The organism is Bradyrhizobium sp. 40, from assembly GCF_023100925.1.
Taxonomy (GTDB): domain Bacteria; phylum Pseudomonadota; class Alphaproteobacteria; order Rhizobiales; family Xanthobacteraceae; genus Bradyrhizobium.
Window position 1 is genome coordinate 400011 of record NZ_CP064688.1, and the last position, 19104, is coordinate 419114.

Sequence of the window (19104 nt, forward strand, 5' to 3'; positions counted from 1 at the left end):
TATTGGATTCCCCGCCTTCGCGGGGAATGACGGCGTCAGGCTGGGATGGATCGGAGAGATTAAGCGGAGCGCCCGCTTACTTCACCGCCCCGAACCGGCTGTCGAACGAGTTCGACTGCACGACCGGCGCGGCGCCCATGATCTGGGTCGCTTCACCCGCGCCATCTGATACCGACGGCTTCAGCGTCGGGCGGGTCGCGGCGAGGCGGGTGTCGGGCTTCACAGGTTCGGCGGGTTTGGCAGCGGCAACAGCCGGCTTCGGCGCATCCTTCGCTGGATCCTTGGATGTGTCGCGACCCGGCACGAACCGGGTCACCGCGGCCTTCAGCCGGGACGCTGCGGTGGGCGGCGTCGTGGTCGTCGTGGTCGGGGCGACGGATGCCGTGGCCTGCGGCGGCGGCGTGGTTGCCGTGGCGTCGGCGTTGCCCATGCCCATCTTGCGGCCGAGGTTGGAGAAGAAGCCGGATTTCTCAGGCGCAGCTGCGGTGGCGACGCGGGCGTTGGCGGCGGGCGCGCTGACGGCGACGACGGGCTCTTCCTGCGGCGAGGGCGCGGCCGCATCGAGATTCGGCTTCGGCGGATTGACGTGCCCAGGGATCGTGCCCGGCGCCTTCGCCATCGCCAGCATCTGCAAGGTGGTGCCTTCAGCGCCCTCCGACAGGCCGGTCGAGCCTTCCGGAATCTTCGCGGCGAAGATCTTGTTCATGCCGCCGTCGATACCGGTGTTCATACGCGCAACGGGCGTACCGCGCGAAACCAGCTTGTTGTACTCAGCCTGGTCGCGCGCATCCTTCTCGCGCACGGCGCTGACGATCTCCTCGGGGACCACATAGGCCGGACATTTCGCGGACGCGTCGAACACCGGATCGCGCTTGGCGTCAGGCGCCTTCGCCGCGTCGAACACGTACTTCTTCTCGCAGAAATCGACCTTCGGCTCCTGCCGCGTCACCTCGAAATGATCATAGCCTTCCTTGATCATCTTCCAGAACGGCATGTTCGGATTGTTCCGGTGCTTGGCCATGTTCACCGGGGTCATCTTGAACGGATAGGCTTGCAGCTGGAACGCCTTCTGGCCGCCGAAGAAGGATTCGCGCCCGAGCGAATAGATCTCGGCGATCTGCTCGTCCGTCATCGCGTAGCAGCCGCGCGACGAACAATCGCCATGCACCATCAGCTGCGAGCCGCTGCGGCCCAAAGCCTTGTCGAACGCGTTCGGATAGCCCGTGTTGAACGACAGATAATACGCCGACTGCGGATTCATCTGGCCCGGATTGATCGAGTAGAATCCTTCCGGCGCCTGGCGGTCGCCTTCGCGGACCTTCGGGCCGAGGTCGCCCGACCAGCGACAGATCGGATAGGTCTTGAGCAGCGCAAACTGGCCGTTGCGGGTCTGCTTCCAGACCTCGAGCTCGGCCTCCTGCTTGAACAGGCGCACCAGGATAGGTGATTGCAGATCCATGTTCTTCTCGACCATCGCGGCGAGAAGCTTTGGCGGCACCGGCTGGTTGGCCTTGGCATTGGTCGCAAGCGAAACCTGGTCAGTATCGCAGCCGGCCAGCACAAAGCTGGCGGCAAGCGCCACCGAAACCAGAAACGCGCGAGCAAGCGAACGAGAAATCAAGATGGACCCCACACCGTCCAGGGCAGCGCGCGCAAACCCCAATCTTGAAGCATGATCCGACCGGAGACCGGGACCCGTCGCGACGGGCTTTTTCGCAATCACGCTCCAGCGCTTATGCCCTGAAGCCATTGATTAAAATTCTAACCTCTGGGTCATGTGGTCGCAACCCGAACGGGGATCACGAGCCCGTTGGCCCAAAGGCGTGGTCAACGAAGACTTAAACTGGGCCGTAACTTGGGCCTCGCGGCCAAACCGGTACAGAGATCGCTGATTTGGGCAAAAAAAGGGTTAACGCGGGGTTACCGGACGCCTGCGGGGCTTGGCCGGCCTCAAATCCAGCGTCGTCCTGGCGAAAGCCTGGACGACGGCGGAGGGTAACGCGTCCAACGGGTCCCAAACCGCCCGAATCAGCCCAGTTTCCGGCCGATATCGAGGAATTTCTGCCGCCGATGCTTGCGAATGGCGTCACCGTCGAGGCCCCGGAGTTCGTCGAAGGCCTTGGCGATGGCATCGCCCGTGGTGGCGATCATGGCGGCGGGGTCGCGATGGGCGCCGCCGACCGGTTCCTTCAGGATGCTGTCGATTACGCCGAATCGGAGCATGTCCTGTGCCGTGATCTTCATGTTGTTGGCGGCTTCCTGCGCCTTGGAGCCGTCGCGCCAGAGGATCGAGGACGCCGCCTCGGGCGAGATCACGCTGTAGATCGCGTGCTCCAGCATCAGGACCTTGTTGGCGGTGGTGATGGCGATGGCGCCGCCCGACATGCCCTCGCCGGTGATGATGGCGACGTTCGGCACGGTCAGCGCCATGCAGGCATCGGTCGAACGCGCGATCGCCTCGGCCTGGCCGCGCTCTTCCGCACCGATGCCGGGATAGGCGCCGGCGGAATCGGCGAGCGACAGCACCGGCAGGCCGAACCGCTCGGCCATCTCCATCAGCCGCACGCATTTGCGATAGCCCTCGGGCCGCGCCATGCCGAAATTATGCTTGATGCGGCTCTCGGTGGAATCGCCCTTTTCCTGGCCCATCACGCAGATGGCCTCGCCGCGGAAGCGGCCGAAGCCGGCTACCAGCGCCTCGTCCTCGCCGAACTTGCGGTCGCCGGCGAGCGGGGTGAACTCGGTGATCAGGCCCTTGATGAAGTCGTTGAAATGCGGCCGCTGCGGATGCCGCGCGACCAGCGTCTTCTGCCACGGCGTCAGGTTCAGATAGAGGTCGGCCATCGCCTGCGCCGCCTTGTCCTCGATCCGCCCGATCTCCTCGGCGATGTCGCTGCCGGAGGCCGCAAGCGTCCGCAATTCATCGAGCTTGGAATCGAGCTCGGCGACGGGCTTTTCGAAATCGAGATAGCTGCGCATCTGGTCTGGCATCAACTCAATATAGGGAGGACGGGGCGAGGCGGCGAAGCGGATTCGATGTCGTGGAAAGAAATGTAGGTCCGTCAATGAGTTGGCTTGTGTGTTCGCAACCAGCGCAGGCCAATCATCGTGAGGCCCCGGCTCTTTCTGCGGAGATGTGGCCGAAGTCAAGGCGGTTTCGGCCTTGGCCTGCAGCGGGGCGACGCGCCAGACCTACTTCTCCGCCAGCGGGTGCAGGTCGCGGACCAGGCTCTTCAGCCGCTCCTCGACCACGTGGGTGTAGATCTGGGTGGTCGAGATGTCGGTATGGCCGAGCAGCGTCTGCACGATGCGCAAATCGGCCCCGTTGTGCAGCAGGTGGCTGGCGAAGGCGTGGCGCAGCACGTGGGGGGAGACCAGCCGGGCCTGCAGCCCTGAAGCGACCGCAAGCTCCTTCAAGTCGCGGGCAAAATGCTGCCGCGTCAGATGTCCGCTCTCGCCGAACGAGGGGAACAGCCATTTCGAGGCCGCCACGCTGTTCTTCTTGTCGGACTTGTTGTTGTCCTTGGCGGCCTCCGTCGCCGCGAGATAATCAGCCATCGCCTGGCGCGAGGCCTCGTTGAGCGGCACCAGCCGTTCCTTGTTACCCTTGCCGCGCACCACGATCATGCGGGCGTCGCGCTTCGCGGCCGTGCGCGGCAGCGCCACCAGCTCGGAGACGCGCAGGCCGGTGGCGTAGAGCACCTCGAGCAGGCAATAGAGTCTCAGGGCGCGCAGCCGTTTCGAGGGCGAGGCATCCTCCGCCTCGCTCAATTCCTTGGCGCGGCGGAGCATGCGGTCGACATCGGCGATCGACAGCACCTTCGGAAGGCCGCGGCCGCGCTTGGGGCCGGACAGGATCGCCGCGGGATCGTCGGTTCTGATGCGTTCGTTCAGGAGGAAGCGATAGAGATGCCGCATCGCCGACAGCCGCCGCGCGACGCTGGTGGACTTGAAGCCGCGCGTGTCGAGATCGGCGAGATAGTCGCGCAGCGTCTGTGTCTCCGCGTCCGCGAATGCATGGCCGACACGGCCGAGAAACTCGGAGAAGTCGGTGAGGTCGCGGCGATAGGCATCGAGCGTATTGGGGCCGGCGCCCTGTTCCGCCGCGAGCATGTCGAGGAACAGGCCGGTGAGTTTTGTGTCTGAGGGCTTTGCACGCATGCCCCGGAGGCTACCTCCTATTTCTTGAGAAACTTGTCCGGCGGGATCGTCACGGTCATTTCCCGCGGCTTGGGATTGACGAAGTTCGCCAGCGCGAAGACCACGCCATAGACGATGCCGGCGATCACGGCGACGACCGTCAGGAAGCGGAACAGGCTGGGCATCGGCAGGATCTCGGAGAGGGTCTCGGTCAGGCGGCTTGGCGGGCAAATTAACCAATGAAATCATCCAACACGTTCGCCGTTTCGTGGCAAGAGTCCTCTGGCGAGGCCCCGTTTGGGGTCGTATAGGTGGCCAAAGGATGCCGCCTTTGGCGGCAGATCGAGCGAGACCCATTCGAGCGAGACAAATGCCCGACGCCGCGTTGCCGATCCAAGCTTCGCCCGAGGCCGACATCCTGTCGGCGCTGGGGACGCGCTCGATCGTGCTCGTCGGCATGATGGGGGTGGGCAAATCCACCATCGGCCGCCGCATGGCTCTCAGGCTCAAGCTGCCCTTCGTCGATGCCGACACCGAAATCGAGGCCGCGGCCGGCATGACCATACCGGAAATCTTCGAGCGCCACGGCGAACCGCATTTCCGTGACGGCGAGGCCCGCGTGATCGCGCGTCTGCTCGACGGCGGCCCCATCGTGCTGGCGACCGGCGGCGGCGCCTTCATGCGCGAGGAGACGCGGAGCCGTATCGCGGCAAAGGCGATCTCGATCTGGCTCAAGGCCGATCATGACGTCATCATGCGCCGTGTGCGCCGGCGCGCCGACCGTCCGCTGCTCCAGACCGCCGATCCCGAAGGAACGGTGACGCGCCTGCTCACCGAGCGCGAGCCGGTCTACGGCCATGCCGATCTCACCATCGCCTCGCGCGACGTGCCGCACGACAAGATCGTTGAGGAGACCATCGAGACGCTACGCGCGCATCTTTGCGGCGAACGGGCGTCCCCGCCACCAGCCGACGTCGCGAGTGCCGCACGATGACCGCGCCTTTGAAACATTCCGATCCCGTCAACGTCGAGGTCGCGCTGGAGAATCGCGCCTATGACATCGTCATCGGCCGCGGCGTTCTGGCTTCGCTCGGCGAACGCGTCGCGCGCCTGCGCCCCGGCGTGCGCACCGCGATCGTGACGGATCGCACCGTCGCGAAATACTGGCTCGAACCCGCCGAGGCCTCGCTCGCAGCCAGCGGCATTGCGACATCGCGCATCGTCGTCGAGGAAGGCGAGATCTCGAAGACCTATGCCGGTCTCGAAAAGGTCAGCGAAGCCCTGATCGCCGCGAAGATCGAGCGCAACGATCTCGTCATTGCGCTGGGCGGCGGCGTGGTCGGCGATCTCGCCGGCTTTGCGGCGGCGATCCTGCGCCGCGGCGTCGATTTCGTGCAGGTGCCGACCTCGCTGCTGGCGCAGGTCGATTCCTCCGTCGGCGGCAAGACCGGGATCAACTCGCCGCAGGGCAAGAATCTGCTGGGCGCCTTCCACCAGCCGGTGCTGGTGATTGCCGACACCGCCGTGCTCGACACGCTGTCGCCCCGGCAATTCCGCGCCGGTTATGCCGAGGTCGCCAAATACGGCGTGCTCGGCGACGAGGCCTTCTTCGCCTGGCTCGAGAAGAACCATTCCGACATCTCCAAAGGCGGTTCGGCGCGCGAGCATGCGATCGCGACCTCCTGCCGCGCCAAGGCCGGCGTGGTCTCGCGCGACGAGCGCGAGACCGGGGAGCGCGCGCTGCTCAATCTCGGCCATACGTTCGGCCATGCGCTGGAAGCCGCGACCGGCTTCTCCGACCGCCTGTTTCACGGCGAGGGCGTTTCGATCGGCATGACGCTGGCGGCGCAGTTTTCGGCGAAGCTCGGCATGATCGGCGAAGCGGATGCGACGCGCGTCGAGCGTCACCTCGTTGAGGCAGGCCTGCCGACGCGCTTGCAGGACATCGCGGGCTTCGCGCAGGAGGGGCTTGCCGATGCCGACGCGCTGATGGCGCTGATGACGCAGGACAAGAAGGTCGTGCGCGGCAAGCTCACCTTCATCCTGCTGGAGGCTGTGGGACGCGCCGTCGTCGCGAAGAACGTCGAACCGGCTCCGGTGCGCGACTTCCTCAAGGACAAGCTCGCCCACAAGGCGTGACACGCGGTTGAACGGCGCTAAAGCGTTTTCGAGCGAAGTGGGTACCGGTTCGCGTCAAGAAAACGCGTCAAAACAAGAAACCAGAGTGGTTCATGGATTGGCTCGGATTCACCATCGTCATTCTCTGCCTGCTCGTCTCCGGCTTCTTCGCCGCGAGCGAGACCGCGTTGACCGGCGCCTCGCGCGCCAGCATGCTGCGGCTCTCCAAGCAGGGTAATCGCGACGCCGACGTGGTCTCGCAGCTGCTCGACATGCGCGAGCGCCTGATCGGCGCGCTGCTGCTCGGCAACAACATCGCCAATATCAGTGCATCCGCCCTGGCCACCAGCATCTTCACGGCCTGGTTCGGCGACGTCGGGGTGCTCTATGCCACCGGCTTGATGACCGCGCTGGTCGTGATCTTCGCCGAGGTGCTGCCCAAGACCATTGCGATCAACGCGCCTGATCGCATGGCGCTGGCGGTGGCACGCCCGATGCGGCTGACGATGTACGTGCTGGGGCCGCTGCTGCGGATCGTGGAAGTCATCGTGCGGCTGTTGATGCGCCTGTTTGGCCTTGCCGGCGAGCACCAGGCGATCCTGTCGCCGACCGAGCGCCTGCGGGGTGCGGTCGACCTGCTGCACCATGAGGGCAAGTTCGAGAAGCACGACCGCGACATGCTCGGCGGGCTGCTCGATCTGCGCGAGCTCCAGGTCTCCGACGTCATGATCCATCGCACCGAGATGACGATGATCAACGCCGACCTGCCGCCGGAGGATCTGGTGCGCGAGGTGCTGGCGGCCGAATACACCCGCATTCCGCTGTGGCGCGAGAAGCCGGAAAACATCATCGGCGTGCTCCACGCCAAGGATTTGCTGCGCGCGATCCGCGCGGCCGACGGCGAGACCTCGCGCATCGACGTCTCCACCATCGCGCTGCCGCCGTGGTTCGTGCCCGAGATGCGGCCCGTCTCCGAGCAACTCAAGGCGTTCCGCCGCCGCAAGACCCATTTCGCCCTGGTCGTCGACGAGTACGGCGAAGTTGAAGGTCTCGTGACGCTGGAGGACATTCTGGAAGAGATCGTCGGCGACATCTCCGACGAGCATGACGTCGTGGTCGCGGGCGTGCGCGCCCAGCCGGACGGCTCGGTCGTCGTCGACGGCTCGGTGCCGATCCGCGACCTCAACCGCGCCATGGACTGGCACCTGCCTGACGAAGAGGCAACGACGGTCGCCGGCCTCGTCATTCACGAGGCGCGCTCGATTCCCGACCGCGGCCAGAGTTTCACCTTTCACGGCTTCCGCTTCCGCGTCCTCCGCCGCGAACGCAACCGCATCACCGCACTCCGTATTTCACCGGTGCCGCGCGAGACGGAGATGGAGGAAGCCAAGCGCCGGCGGGCCGGGACGTCGTTTTGACGCGGTAGCTGTCATCGTCCGCGAAGGCGGACGATCCAGTACGCCGCAGCGGCTCGATTCTAGCCGCGTCGCCTCGGAGTACTGGATGCCCGCCTTCGCGGGCATGACAGCCGTATCGGCGAGCTAGCTCCCGCCTTCTCCCGGCGCTTGCGCGTGGATCGCCAGTGCGTGCACGCTGCCGGAGAGTTCCGCGGCGAGCGCCGAATTTATCATGCGGTGCCGATCAACCCGGCTCTTCCCTTTGAAGGCGGAAGACACAATATAAACGCGGAAGTGCGTCTCGCCGCTCGGCCGATGGCCGGCGTGGCCCTCATGCAAATGTGACTCGTCGACGACTTGCAGGCTTTCCGGCGTGAAAGCTTCCTGCAACTTGTTGCTGATAGTGTCTCTGATGGCCATCTGGGTCATTACGGTGCGAGATCGCTCTCCGTATTGCATAGGCCGCCTCTGGCGGTCGTTCAAGGACGCCTCAGCATAGTTTCGGCTATGCTTTTCAGCTAATTGCAATGTCAAGACTTGAAGGTTTTTGCATTGCGTAGTCAAAGTCAGCCATGCCGATCGATTCATCAAAGTTCTTCGACTCCATCCGGATCAAGCCGAAAGGCAAGCAGCCGGAAGTGAAGCCGCGCGACGCCGTGGTCAATTGCGAATGGACCGGGTGTCAGAACAAGGGCGCGCATCGTGCGCCCAAGGGTCGCGACAATCAGCGTGAGTACTGGCACTTCTGCCTGAATCATGTGCGCGAGTACAACCAGAACTACAATTTCTTCTCCGGCATGAATGCCGACGCTGTCGCGCGCTATCAGAAAGATGCGCTGACCGGTCATCGTCCGACCTGGAAGATGGGCGCCAATGGCGGCGTCAAGAAGGGCGCCGAGGCCGAGATCGACGGCGCCTTCGATCCGTTCAGCATGTTCCAGGAGCTCAACGGCCGCACAGGCTGGCGCGCCGGCCCGCAGGCCGCGCCCAAAGCCGAGACGCGCAAGATCATGAACGCCGAGCGCAAGGCGCTCCAGGTGATGGGCCTCGGCCCCGAGTCCACGCTCGCCGACGTCAAGTCCAAGTACAAGGCGCTGGTGAAGCAGCACCACCCCGACGCCAACGGCGGCGACCGCTCCACCGAGGACCGCCTGATCGAGATCATCAAGGCGTATAATTATCTGAAGACCGTGGTGCGCGAGGCCTGAGGCCGCGCCACTGTCTTCCCTTCTCCCCTTGTGGGAGAAGGTGGCGCGAAGCGCCGGATGAGGGGTTGCTTCCTCAAATTCCAATGCAAGGGATTGTGCGGGGAGAGAACCCCTCACCCGTCTCGCCGCTGCGCGGCGAGCCACCCTCTCCCACAAGGGGAGAGGGAAAGAACGCCGTTCCATCCAGGCTACGTTTCATCACGCCTCCGGCATCGCCCCCACATATGACGAGCTCGGCCGGATCAGCCGCCCCGTCCGCTGCTGCTCGCGCGCATGCGCCGTCCAGCCGGCGGCGCGCGCCACCGCGAAGATCGGCGTGAAGGCCTGCCTCGGGATCGCCAGCGCATCGAGCAGGATCGCGGTGAAGAACTCCACATTGGTCTCCAGCGGCCGGTCCGGATTCTTTTTGCGCAGCGCGCTGCGGATGTAGGCCTCCACCTCGCCGGCAAAGGGCAGGTCGGCGCCGTCCGAGGCCAGCGCCTCGATCGCGGTCTTGAGCACGTCGGCGCGCGGATCGCGCACGCGATAGACGCGGTGACCAAAACCCATCATCCGCTCGCCGCGGGCGAGTGCCGCATCCACCCAGGGCTGGATGCGCTCGCACGAGCCGATGGCGTCGAGCATTTCCAGCACCGGCTCCGGCGCGCCGCCATGCAGCGGACCCGTCAGCGCGCAATAGCCGGCGGTGACGGCGGCAAACAGGTCAGCCTGCGTCGAGGCCACCACGCGCGCGGTGAAGGTCGAGGCGTTCATGCCGTGGTCGCTGGCGGTGACGAGATAGGCGTCCAGCGCCGTGACCTCGCGTGGTTCGGGCGCGCGTCCGTGCAGCATGCGAAGCGTATCGGCGGCGTGGCTCGCGTTCGGATCTGGCGCCACGGGATCGAGACCCCTAGCGCGGCGGACGAGCGCGCCCGCAATTACCGGGAATGCGCCTACGATCGTCGCCTCATGGGCTAGGCCGTGCTCGGCGCGAAGTCCCGCGACCGCCGCGCGAAACCCGTCGACGACGCCCATGCCGCGCGTTGCCGGCAGCAGTTCATCCAGCCGCGCGAAGGCGCGCTCGCGTGCCGCGCCGAGGCTCGCGCGCACATTGGCTTCGCTCAGCGTGGTCGTGCTGGCGCCGTTCCAGAGCCGGGCGGTGACGCCCTCAAAGCTCGACTGACTCGCCAATCGGCCGACATGCTCGCCGGCGATGATCAACTCGCCGCGCTCGCCGTCGACATGGCTCAGCACGGTTTCGGCCGCGGGAACGCCGTCCAGCCCGATCTGGCTCTTGGTGAGGTGGATGTTCATGGCCCAAATCTCCTTTGCACCAGCCAAAGGTCGGGCCTCTCGACAGATTGATCAATCTTGATTATATAAATCAATATGAAAAATTCCGAGGGGCTTTACCTCTCCGCCCGGGAAGCTGCCGCCGAACTCGCGATCTCGCCGGCCACGCTCTACGCCTATGTCAGCCGCGGCCTGGTCCGCTCCGAGCCGACGCCGGACTCGCGCAAGAACCGCTATCGCGCCGAGGACGTCCGGGCCCTGAAGGAGCGGCGGGTGCCGTCGCCGGAGCCGCGCGGCCTGCGCAGCTTCGATGCCGATCTGCCGGTCATGGACACGGAAATCTCCACCATCACCGAGGACGGCGCGATCTATCGCGGTGTCAATTGCGTCGATCTCGCCGAGCACGACACGCTGGAGCACACGGCGACGCTTCTGTGGGACGTCTCCGGCGTCGATCCGTTCGCGCCGGATAATCAGCCCGCGGTGTCCGACGAGATGCGCGCGATCGCACAGGCCGCGCGCCGGGCGGCACCGATCGATCGCGCCATTGCCGTGCTGGCGCTCGCATCGAGCGCCGATCCCCGCGCGTTCACGCGTGCACCGGATGGCCGCGCCATGGTCGGTGCGCGCATCGTCCGGCTCCTGGTCGCGACCATGCTCAACACGGAGCCGTCCGCCGAGCCGCTACACCAGCAGATCGCGAGGGCCTGGGCGCCCGAGAACAAGCACGCGGCCGATCTGGTACGTCGCGCGCTGGTTCTGCTCGCCGAGCATGAGTTGAACGCGTCCACCTTCACCGCGCGCTGCGCGGCCTCGACCGGCCTCAATCTTTATGACTCCGTCATCGCCGGCCTCGCCGCGTTGAAGGGACCGAAGCACGGCGGTGCTGGCGTGCTCGCCTCGCAGCTTGTCAAGGCGCTGGTGGATCGTGACGTCGAGCCGTTGGTCCGCGAACGCGTCGCGCTCGGCGAACGCTTTGCCGGCTTCGGTCACGGCGTCTACAAGCGGGGCGATCGGCGCGCGCAGTCGCTCCTGAATGCCCTGGCCCGCGCCGGCGCACCCCGCAAATTCACCAAGGAGGTGCCGGAGCGGATCGCGGAGGCGACCGGCGAGCTCGTCAACATCGATTACGCGCTCGCGGTGCTCGTGCACGCGTTGCGCCTGCCCGGCGGCAGCGAGCTCGCCTTGTTCGCGATGGCCCGCAGCGTCGGCTGGATCGCACATGCGAGCGAGCAGCTACAGCACGGCAAGCTGATCAGACCGCGGGCAAGGTATGTCGGGCCTGCGCCGGGGCGGAGGGCGGGGGTTGCGGATTCCAAGGGATGATCAAAAAACCTCATGGTGAGGAGCGCGGAACGCGCGTCTCGAACCATGCAGGCCCCGCTGTCGCCCGCGGCCATCGTTCGAGCCGCCCATCGTTGGCAGGCCCGCAGGATGAGGGTGGTGTGCTTGGATAGATCACCCTCGCGGCTTCGCCACCGCGACGCCGCCGCCGTTCCGGCGGCGATAGATCCAGACCGCCAGGCCCAGAACGATCGCGACGCCGATCACGGTCAGGATCCAGATGTGCTTGCCGACATGTCCATGGTGGTGCAGCCCGGCATATTCGTGCAGCGCTGAGACCGCCAAAACACCCGGCAGCACATGCGCCGGCGCCCAGACCAGGATCGCCGGGATGTTGATGGCATAGAAGCGGGCCGGGGGCATGCCCAGCGCGCCCGCGGTGACCGGGACGAAGGCACGGATCGGCGGCACGAAGCGGGCGAAGAACACCGCCCAGGTGCCGAAGCGGTGGAAGAAATTCTCGCTCTGCTCGACCACGCGCGGATAATTGGTCAACGGCCAGGTGTTGAGGATCTCCCGTTGCTGCCGGTGGCCGATCCAGTAGGCCGAACCGTCGCCGAGCACTGCGCCGAGGGCTGCCGCCAGCAACACCCATTGCAGCCTAAGCTCGCCGCCCGGGACCAGGGCGCTCAGCGCCAGGATGATGGTCGAGCCGGGGATGACCGACCCCACCACCGGAACCGCCTCCAGCAGGGCCGCCAGGAACAGGGTCAGATAGGCCAGCCACGCATGGGCCGAGACGAATGAAATGAGGGGATCGAGAAAGGACGTCACGTCGTCTCTGTGGTGGGATTGGGCCTCGGGGTTCGGGCCCTGCATTCGGACCCTACATAAGTAACAAGCGGCGGTAAAAGTGCCACCCGCGTGGGCAGGACCGCGCCCTTGGCACGAAATTCAGGCGTGATTCGCAGGGCAGCCTTCCAAAAATCGCGTTCCTTGCCTATCTAAATGAAAAGACAACGGAACTTTGATTGGGTCGCGGGCTTCTGCCCGCACGTTGTCTCTGATAGGTTCGCGATCGCACCCAGCCGCAGCCAACGTGCAATAACTGGTCTCGGGATCGCCCGGGACCTCGGAGGATTGATGACGACCGCCGCGATGTCCAAAGTTGAGGAAGTTTCCGGTTTGCCCGACATGAAGGTGTCGGTGCGCCAGGTGTTCGGGATCGACAGCGATCTCGAAGTCCCCGCTTATTCCGAAGTCGATCCTCACGTCCCCGAAGTCGATTCCGATTACCGCTTCGATCGCGCCACCACGCTCGCCATTCTCGCCGGCTTCGCGCACAACCGCCGCGTCATGGTCACGGGCTACCACGGCACCGGCAAATCCACCCATATCGAACAGGTCGCCGCGCGACTGAACTGGCCCTGCGTGCGCGTCAACCTCGACAGCCACATCAGCCGTATCGACCTCGTCGGCAAGGACTCGATCGTGGTCCGCGACGGCAAGCAGGTCACTGAATTCCGCGACGGCATCCTGCCCTGGGCGCTCCAGCATAATGTCGCGCTGGTGTTCGACGAATACGACGCCGGCCGCCCGGACGTGATGTTCGTGATCCAGCGCGTGCTGGAAGTCTCCGGCCGACTGACGCTGCTCGACCAGAACAAGGTGATCAAGCCGCACCCGGCATTCCGCATGTTCTCGACCGCAAACACCGTCGGCCTCGGCGACACCTCAGGCCTCTATCACGGCACCCAGCAGATCAACCAGGGCCAGATGGACCGCTGGTCGATCGTCACCACGCTGAACTATCTCAGCCATGACGAGGAAGTGGAGATCGTGCTGGCCAAGGCCAAGCACTATCGCACCACGGAGGGCCGCGACATCGTCAACAAGATGGTTCGCCTCGCCGATCTCACCCGCAACGCTTTCGCCAATGGCGACCTGTCGACGGTGATGAGCCCGCGCACGGTGATCACCTGGGCCGAGAACGCCGACATCTTCAGCGACATTGGTTTTGCGTTCCGGGTCACCTTCCTCAACAAATGCGACGAGCTCGAACGTCCCCTCGTCGCCGAGTTCTACCAGCGCTGCTTCAACGCGGAGCTGCCGGAATCGGCGGTGAACGTGGCGCTCAGCTGATCTCTCTCGGTGTGTCGTCCCGGCCGAGTGCGCAATTGCGCACGGGGGCTGGGACCCATGCCGCGAGGTCTCTCGGTGAAGCGACGCTGATAGTTTTCCCTGACGCAACAACCGTCGGTGGCTATGGATCCCGGCCTTCGCCGGGACGACGGTGAGATCGAGATGAGCACCACCTCCAACTCCAAATTCCGCAACACCAAGGAAGCCCCGACCGAGCCGTTCAAGCGCTCGGTGGCCTCCTGCCTGAAGGCGATCGCCAAGGCGCCAGAGCTCGATGTCAGCTTCGCCGCCGAGCGTCCCGGGCTCGCGCCGGGCAAGGCGCGGCTGCCCGAACCCGCGCGAAAGATGACCAGGCGTGATGCCGCGATCGTGCGCGGCCACGCCGATTCCATCGCGCTCAAGCTCGCCTGTCATGATCCAAAGGTGCATCGCAAGCTGATGCCGGGCAATCCGCAGGCGCGCGGCGTGTTCGAGGCGGTGGAGCAGGCCCGTGTCGAGGCGATCGGCGCGCGGCGCATGGCGGGCGTTGCGAAAAACCTCACCGCGATGCTCGACGACCATTTCCATCGCGGCAAGTTCGACGAGATCACCGATCGCGCCGACGCGCCGCTTGCCGACGCGCTGGCGATGCTGGTGCGCGAACGCCTGACCGGCATGGCGCCGCCGACGGCCGCCAAGAAGATGGTCGATCTCTGGCGTCCCATCCTCGAAGACAAGATCGGCAGGCGGCTCGACCGGCTCGATACCGTGGTCGAGGACCAGACCAGGTTCGGCGATGCCGTGCATGATCTGCTGACGGCGCTCGAAATCGGCGACGAGCGCAGCGCCGACAGCGAAGACAATGACGAGAACGACGAGAACCAGGACGGCGACAACGATCAGTCCGGCGCCGAGGGCTCGCCCGATTCCGACGCCGCGCAGGAGATGAGCGCCGACCAGGCGCAGGCCTCGAGCGAGGAGATGAGCGAGAGCGCGATGGAAAGCGCGCAGGCCTCGACCTCCGACACCTTCGACGACGGCGAGCTCGGCGACGACGAGACGCCGGGTGAGGCGACGCGGCCGAATTCGCACGGCAAGAACGAGCCGCGCGGGCCGGAATATCATGCCTTCGCGCCGAAGTTCGACGAGGTCATCGCCGCCGAGGACCTCTGCGACCATGACGAGCTGGAGCGGCTGCGTGCCTATCTCGACAAGCAGCTCGCGCATCTGCAGGGCATCGTCGCCCGTCTCGCCAACCGCCTCCAGAGGCGCTTGATGGCGCAGCAGAACCGCGCCTGGGAGTTCGATCTCGAAGAGGGCATTCTCGATCCGGCGCGCCTGTCGCGCGTGGTGACCGATCCCTATCACCCGCTGTCCTTCATGCACGAGAAGGAGGCGACGTTCCGCGACACCGTGGTGACGCTGCTCTTAGACAATTCCGGCTCGATGCGCGGGCGCCCGATCACGGTCGCGGCGACCTGCGCCGACATCCTCGCCCGCACGCTGGAGCGCTGCGGCGTCAAGGTCGAGATTCTCGGCTTCACCACGCGCGCCTGGAAGGGCGGGCAATCGCGCGAGGCGTGGCTTGCCGCCGGCAAGCCGGCCAGTCCGGGCCGTCTCAACGATCTCCGCCACATCATCTACAAGTCGGCGGACGCCCCGTGGCGCCGTGCGCGAAAAAATCTCGGCCTGATGATGCGCGAGGGGCTGTTGAAGGAGAACATCGACGGCGAGGCGCTCGACTGGGCGCACAAGCGCCTGCTCGGCCGGCCCGAGCAGCGCAAGATCCTGATGATGATCTCGGACGGTGCGCCGGTCGACGATTCCACGCTGTCGGTCAATCCCGGCAACTACCTCGAGCGGCACCTGCGCCACATCATCGAGGAGATCGAGACCCGCTCGCCGGTCGAGCTGATCGCGATCGGCATCGGCCACGACGTGACGCGCTATTATCGCCGCGCGGTGACGATCGTGGACGCCGAAGAGCTCGGCGGCGCCATCACTGAAAAGCTCGCCGAACTGTTCAGCGAGACCAACACCGCGCCCACGCAACCGGCCGGCCGCCCGCGACGCAAACTGCATTCGTGAGCAACCATCGATCCCGCCGCAGCTTTATCGGCCACGCGGCGGCGGGATTTTCCACTTTCGCACTGTCTCGCCTGGCGCAGGCGCAGGCGCAGCCCGCGCCGAAGCCGGCGCTGATCGAGCACGCCGTCGCCGCGCCCGTTGGCATCGAGGTCAACGCGCGGCCGATCCCCAATTTCGAGCCGCGCGACCGCGCGCGCACGCGGTTCGGTTCGCTGGACTATCGCGGCGGCCTGGTGCTGACCTCGCCGCATCGCGGCTTCGGCGGCCTGTCCGGCTTCCGCTTTCTCGACAGCAAAGGCGAGCGCTTCCTCGCGATCTCCGACCAGGGCACCTGGTTCACCGGTCGCATCCGCTATTCCGGGCGGCGCATGACGGGTCTCGACGACGTCGTGGCCGCGCCGGTGCTCAATGCGGAGGGGCGGCCGATCACGGAGAAGCGGCTGTGGTACGACACCGAAGCGCTCGCGCGCGACGGCGACCTCGTCTATGTCGGGCTCGAGCGCGTCAACCAGATCATGCGGTTCGATTTTGCGAAGGGCGGCACAAGCGCCCGGGGCGAGGTGCTGCCGACGCCGCCCGCGGTGCGAAAGCTGCCCTATAACAAGGGGCTCGAGGCGCTGGTGTTTGTCCCCAGGGACATACCAAAGGGGCAGCCGCTCGCGGGGACCTTGATCGCGCTGTCGGAAGGCGGCTTCGATGCCGACGGCAATCTGATCGGCTTCTTGATCGGCGGCCCGACGCCGGGCCAGTTCAGCATTCGCCGCACCGACCAGCAGCTCATCAGCGACGCCGTGCTGCAGCCCTCGGGCGATCTCCTGATCCTCGAACGCAAATTTTCCTGGTTCACCGGCGTCGATATCCGCATCCGCGCGATCCCCTTGAAATCGATCGCGCCGGGCGCATTGGTCGACGGCCCCGTGCTGTTCAAGGCCGATCTCGGCCATGAGATCGACAACATGGAAGGCATCGACGCCCACGTCACGGCCGACGGCGAGACCGTGCTGACGCTGGTGTCCGACGACAATTTCTCGATGCTCCAGCGCACGCTGCTGCTGCAGTTCGCGCTGGTGGAGTAGGGCGGCGCGGCCGCAATGCATGACGCTACGGGCCGCCATTCCCCCCGCGCGGCTGGCAATCCGCGTTTCCCTCACTACACTCCCCTGCATCGCCCTCCCTCCCTTCCGGAACTCCCCCTGCATGAGCGCCCTGTTTTCCCCGATCAAGCTGCGCGGCCTGAATTTGAAGAACCGCGTCGTGGTGTCGCCGATGTGCCAATATTCGGCCGAGGACGGCGTTCCCACCGACTGGCACTTCACCCACATCAACAATCTCAGCCTGTCGGGCGCGGCGATGTTCTGCATCGAGGCGACCCATGTCGAGGCGATCGGCCGCATCACGCCGGGCTGCCTCGGGCTCTACAGCGATGCCGCCGAGGCCGCGCTGAAGCAGATCCTCGCCTCGGTGCGGAAGCATTCTTCCACCGCCGTCGCGATGCAGCTCGCGCATGCGGGCCGCAAAGCCTCGAGCGCGCGGCCCTGGGACGGCGGCCAGCTGATCCCGCAGGACGCGGGCGGCTGGCAGACCGTGGCGCCGTCGGCGCTGCCGCACAAGGAGGGCGAAGCCGCGCCGCTGGCGCTCGATGCCGCCGGCCTCAAGCGCATCCGCGACGCCTTCGTGGAGTCGGCGAAGCGCGCCGATCGCATCGGCATCGACGCGATCGAGCTGCACGGCGCGCACGGCTACCTCCTGCATCAGTTCCTGTCGCCGATTTCGAACAAGCGCACCGACGAATATGGCGGCTCGCTGGAGAACCGCATGCGCTTCCCGCTGGAGGTCTACGACGCGGTGCGCGCGGTGTTCCCGCACGACAAGCCGGTCGGCATGCGGGTGTCGTCGACCGACTGGGTCGAGGGCGGCTGGGATCTGGCGCAGACGATTGAGTTCGCCAAGGCGCTGAAAGCGCGCGGCATCGACTGGATCGATGCCTCCTCCGGCGGCGTCTCGCCGCTGCAGAAGATCGCGCTTGGCCCCGGCTACCAAGTGCAGTTTGCCGAGGCCATCAAGCGCGAGACGGGTTTGCCCACCATCGCAGTCGGCCTGATCACGGAGCCGAAGCAGGCCGAAGAGATCGTCGCATCCGGAAAGGCCGACATGATCGCGCTCGCCCGCGGCTTGCTCTACGACCCGCGCTGGGCCTGGCACGCCGCAGCCGAACTCGGCGGCGAGGTCGAAGCGCCGCCGCAATACTGGCGCTCGCAGCCCTCGACCCAGAAGGCGCTGTTCGGCAAGACCACGTTCGGGGCGCGGTGAGGGGGTGCCTGATTGTGGTGCGAGAGCCGAGCCACAAACTCGTCATTGCGAGGAGCCCTTGCGACGAAGCAATCCAGACTGCGTCCGCTGAAAGAGCCTGGATTGCTTCGCTGCGCTCGCAATGACGGTCGGGGAGGCATGCGCCCACGCAAAGGTCGCCGCGCTGTGCGTCCTTTGGTCCTGAACCACCCCCCGCCTCACGCATCCGTAAACCCTCTCAGCTTCCACCCCCGCCAAATCTGGCCTAACCTCGCGCGCGTCCAACTCCTCGCGGAGGCCCGCCATGCGGTTTCGTGTTCGAAAGGCTGCCCACGTCATCGAGCGCGTGGGGCTTGCGATGGCGGGCGCGGCGTGCGGGCTGTTCGTCGGCGCTTACGTGGGATCTGCGATTCCCGCGCTCACCACCGAGGGCTTCCTGCTGCTGATGATGGTGCTGGGCTTCGTCGGCTTCTATCTCGGCATCGACACGCCGCAGCTGCCGTTCGACGAGGCTCACGGCGACATCGACGCCGCGGAACTGTTGAGCGCCGCCGGCACGCTCTGCGCCACGCTCACCGCGCTCGCCTCCGTCGCCATCATCGTGCTCCGCCTCGAACCGCACATCGCCTGGAGCTGGTTCGCCCTGTTCGGCTGGATCGCCGGCGTCGCGATGCAGATCGTCGCGGGCGCAAAGGCGCGGATGCGGACGTAGGGAGACCGTCTTAAAACACCACGCCCACCTTCGTGCCGCGCTTCCACGCCACGCGGCAGCGCTTCTTGGTGTTGACGTGCAGCAGCTCGAAGCGATCGGGAATCTTCACCTGGCCGCCGAGATCGACGCAGGCCCCGCCGGGCGAATAGTCGATCAGCGTGCAGGGGATCACCGGCGCGCGCGGGTCGGTGATGATCTTGGCCTGGCGGGACACCAGGCCTGCGGGTTTGACGCGGGCATGTCGGCGCGGATGCATTGGCACTCTCCTCCAATTTCCGCGGATGGCGCGGGTGGTCAGGGCACCATGATGAACGAGAGGTGATTCGATCCGGCTAAAGCGGGGGCGATAATTTTAATGAATATTGGTGGTAGCCTGGTGGGGTGGGCGGGGCCTGCTTCGCAGGCACGAGGGATGGTCGTGCGACGCTGCCTCCACCATCGTCATTGCGAGCGCAGCGAAGCAATCCAGACTGCC

The 19104-nt window shown here is 65.8% G+C and carries 18 protein-coding genes; 10 read left to right on the top strand and 8 right to left on the bottom strand.

Features of this window, described 5'->3' with window-relative positions:
• Positions 1–76: 76 nt before the first annotated feature.
• The 4 genes from IVB40_RS01850 to IVB40_RS01865 all read right to left on the bottom strand — a co-directional run bounded on the left by IVB40_RS01850 (position 77) and on the right by IVB40_RS01865 (position 4325).
• Positions 77–1621, bottom strand: a complete 1545-nt coding sequence (locus IVB40_RS01850) for a murein L,D-transpeptidase family protein (protein ID WP_247817952.1) — start codon at positions 1619–1621, stop codon at positions 77–79.
• A 407-nt stretch (positions 1622–2028) separates the two neighbouring features.
• The gene (locus IVB40_RS01855; protein WP_007599220.1) at positions 2029–2991 is read right to left on the bottom strand and encodes an acetyl-CoA carboxylase carboxyltransferase subunit alpha; all 963 of its coding nucleotides are present in this window, start codon (positions 2989–2991) and stop codon (positions 2029–2031) included.
• Between the two features lie 201 nt (positions 2992–3192).
• Complete coding sequence (gene xerD, locus IVB40_RS01860; RefSeq protein ID WP_247283005.1) at positions 3193–4161, bottom strand: site-specific tyrosine recombinase XerD; 969 nt, start codon at positions 4159–4161, stop codon at positions 3193–3195.
• A gap of 17 nt (positions 4162–4178) precedes the next feature.
• The gene (locus IVB40_RS01865; RefSeq protein WP_035669499.1) at positions 4179–4325 is read right to left on the bottom strand and encodes a hypothetical protein; all 147 of its coding nucleotides are present in this window, start codon (positions 4323–4325) and stop codon (positions 4179–4181) included.
• Between the two features lie 185 nt (positions 4326–4510).
• Here IVB40_RS01865 and IVB40_RS01870 point away from each other — a divergent pair, with 185 nt between their 5' ends.
• The 3 genes from IVB40_RS01870 (at position 4511) to IVB40_RS01880 (ending at position 7676) form a co-directional block, all read left to right on the top strand.
• Complete coding sequence (locus IVB40_RS01870) at positions 4511–5134, top strand: shikimate kinase (RefSeq protein WP_247363073.1); 624 nt, start codon at positions 4511–4513, stop codon at positions 5132–5134.
• On the top strand, positions 5131–6279 hold the full coding sequence (aroB, locus tag IVB40_RS01875; RefSeq protein ID WP_247817953.1) for a 3-dehydroquinate synthase: 1149 nt from the start codon (positions 5131–5133) through the stop codon (positions 6277–6279). Before IVB40_RS01870 ends, aroB begins: the two co-directional genes overlap by 4 nt.
• 92 nt (positions 6280–6371) lie before the next feature.
• The gene (locus IVB40_RS01880) at positions 6372–7676 is read left to right on the top strand and encodes an HlyC/CorC family transporter (RefSeq protein WP_007599226.1); all 1305 of its coding nucleotides are present in this window, start codon (positions 6372–6374) and stop codon (positions 7674–7676) included.
• A gap of 123 nt (positions 7677–7799) precedes the next feature.
• Here IVB40_RS01880 and IVB40_RS01885 read toward each other — a convergent pair whose 3' ends face one another.
• Positions 7800–8075 carry a BolA family protein gene (locus IVB40_RS01885; protein WP_026232423.1) on the bottom strand — a complete coding sequence of 92 codons (276 nt, stop codon included), beginning with the start codon at positions 8073–8075 and terminating at the stop codon, positions 7800–7802.
• A 152-nt stretch (positions 8076–8227) separates the two neighbouring features.
• Between IVB40_RS01885 and IVB40_RS01890 the strand changes: the two genes are divergently transcribed.
• Complete coding sequence (locus IVB40_RS01890; RefSeq protein WP_027515160.1) at positions 8228–8863, top strand: DnaJ domain-containing protein; 636 nt, start codon at positions 8228–8230, stop codon at positions 8861–8863.
• 198 nt (positions 8864–9061) lie between these two features.
• On the opposite strand, the gene IVB40_RS01895 is transcribed toward IVB40_RS01890, so the two are convergent.
• Positions 9062–10156, bottom strand: coding sequence for a citrate synthase/methylcitrate synthase (locus IVB40_RS01895; RefSeq protein ID WP_247817954.1), 1095 nt, complete (start codon positions 10154–10156; stop codon positions 9062–9064).
• A gap of 75 nt (positions 10157–10231) precedes the next feature.
• Here IVB40_RS01895 and IVB40_RS01900 point away from each other — a divergent pair, with 75 nt between their 5' ends.
• Positions 10232–11461: a citrate synthase family protein gene (locus tag IVB40_RS01900; protein WP_247817955.1), complete on the top strand. Its 1230-nt coding sequence runs from the start codon at positions 10232–10234 to the stop codon at positions 11459–11461.
• Positions 11462–11593: 132 nt separating this feature from the next.
• On the opposite strand, the gene IVB40_RS01905 is transcribed toward IVB40_RS01900, so the two are convergent.
• Complete coding sequence (locus tag IVB40_RS01905; RefSeq protein ID WP_247817956.1) at positions 11594–12253, bottom strand: DedA family protein; 660 nt, start codon at positions 12251–12253, stop codon at positions 11594–11596.
• 309 nt (positions 12254–12562) lie between these two features.
• Here IVB40_RS01905 and cobS point away from each other — a divergent pair, with 309 nt between their 5' ends.
• The 5 genes from cobS to IVB40_RS01930 all read left to right on the top strand — a co-directional run bounded on the left by cobS (position 12563) and on the right by IVB40_RS01930 (position 18629).
• On the top strand, positions 12563–13561 hold the full coding sequence (gene cobS / locus IVB40_RS01910) for a cobaltochelatase subunit CobS (RefSeq protein WP_007599232.1): 999 nt from the start codon (positions 12563–12565) through the stop codon (positions 13559–13561).
• A gap of 162 nt (positions 13562–13723) precedes the next feature.
• Positions 13724–15628, top strand: a complete 1905-nt coding sequence (gene cobT, locus IVB40_RS01915; protein WP_027567980.1) for a cobaltochelatase subunit CobT — start codon at positions 13724–13726, stop codon at positions 15626–15628.
• Positions 15625–16704, top strand: coding sequence for an esterase-like activity of phytase family protein (locus IVB40_RS01920; RefSeq protein ID WP_247817957.1), 1080 nt, complete (start codon positions 15625–15627; stop codon positions 16702–16704). The genes cobT and IVB40_RS01920 overlap by 4 nt, the downstream gene beginning before the upstream one ends.
• A 121-nt stretch (positions 16705–16825) precedes the next feature.
• On the top strand, positions 16826–17938 hold the full coding sequence (locus IVB40_RS01925) for an NADH:flavin oxidoreductase/NADH oxidase (protein WP_247817958.1): 1113 nt from the start codon (positions 16826–16828) through the stop codon (positions 17936–17938).
• A gap of 283 nt (positions 17939–18221) precedes the next feature.
• On the top strand, positions 18222–18629 hold the full coding sequence (locus IVB40_RS01930) for a hypothetical protein (RefSeq protein ID WP_247363061.1): 408 nt from the start codon (positions 18222–18224) through the stop codon (positions 18627–18629).
• A 10-nt stretch (positions 18630–18639) separates the two neighbouring features.
• Here IVB40_RS01930 and IVB40_RS01935 read toward each other — a convergent pair whose 3' ends face one another.
• A complete protein-coding gene (locus tag IVB40_RS01935; protein WP_007599245.1) occupies positions 18640–18885 on the bottom strand; it encodes a PilZ domain-containing protein in 246 nt (81 codons plus the stop codon).
• Between the last annotated feature and the right edge of the window lie 219 nt (positions 18886–19104).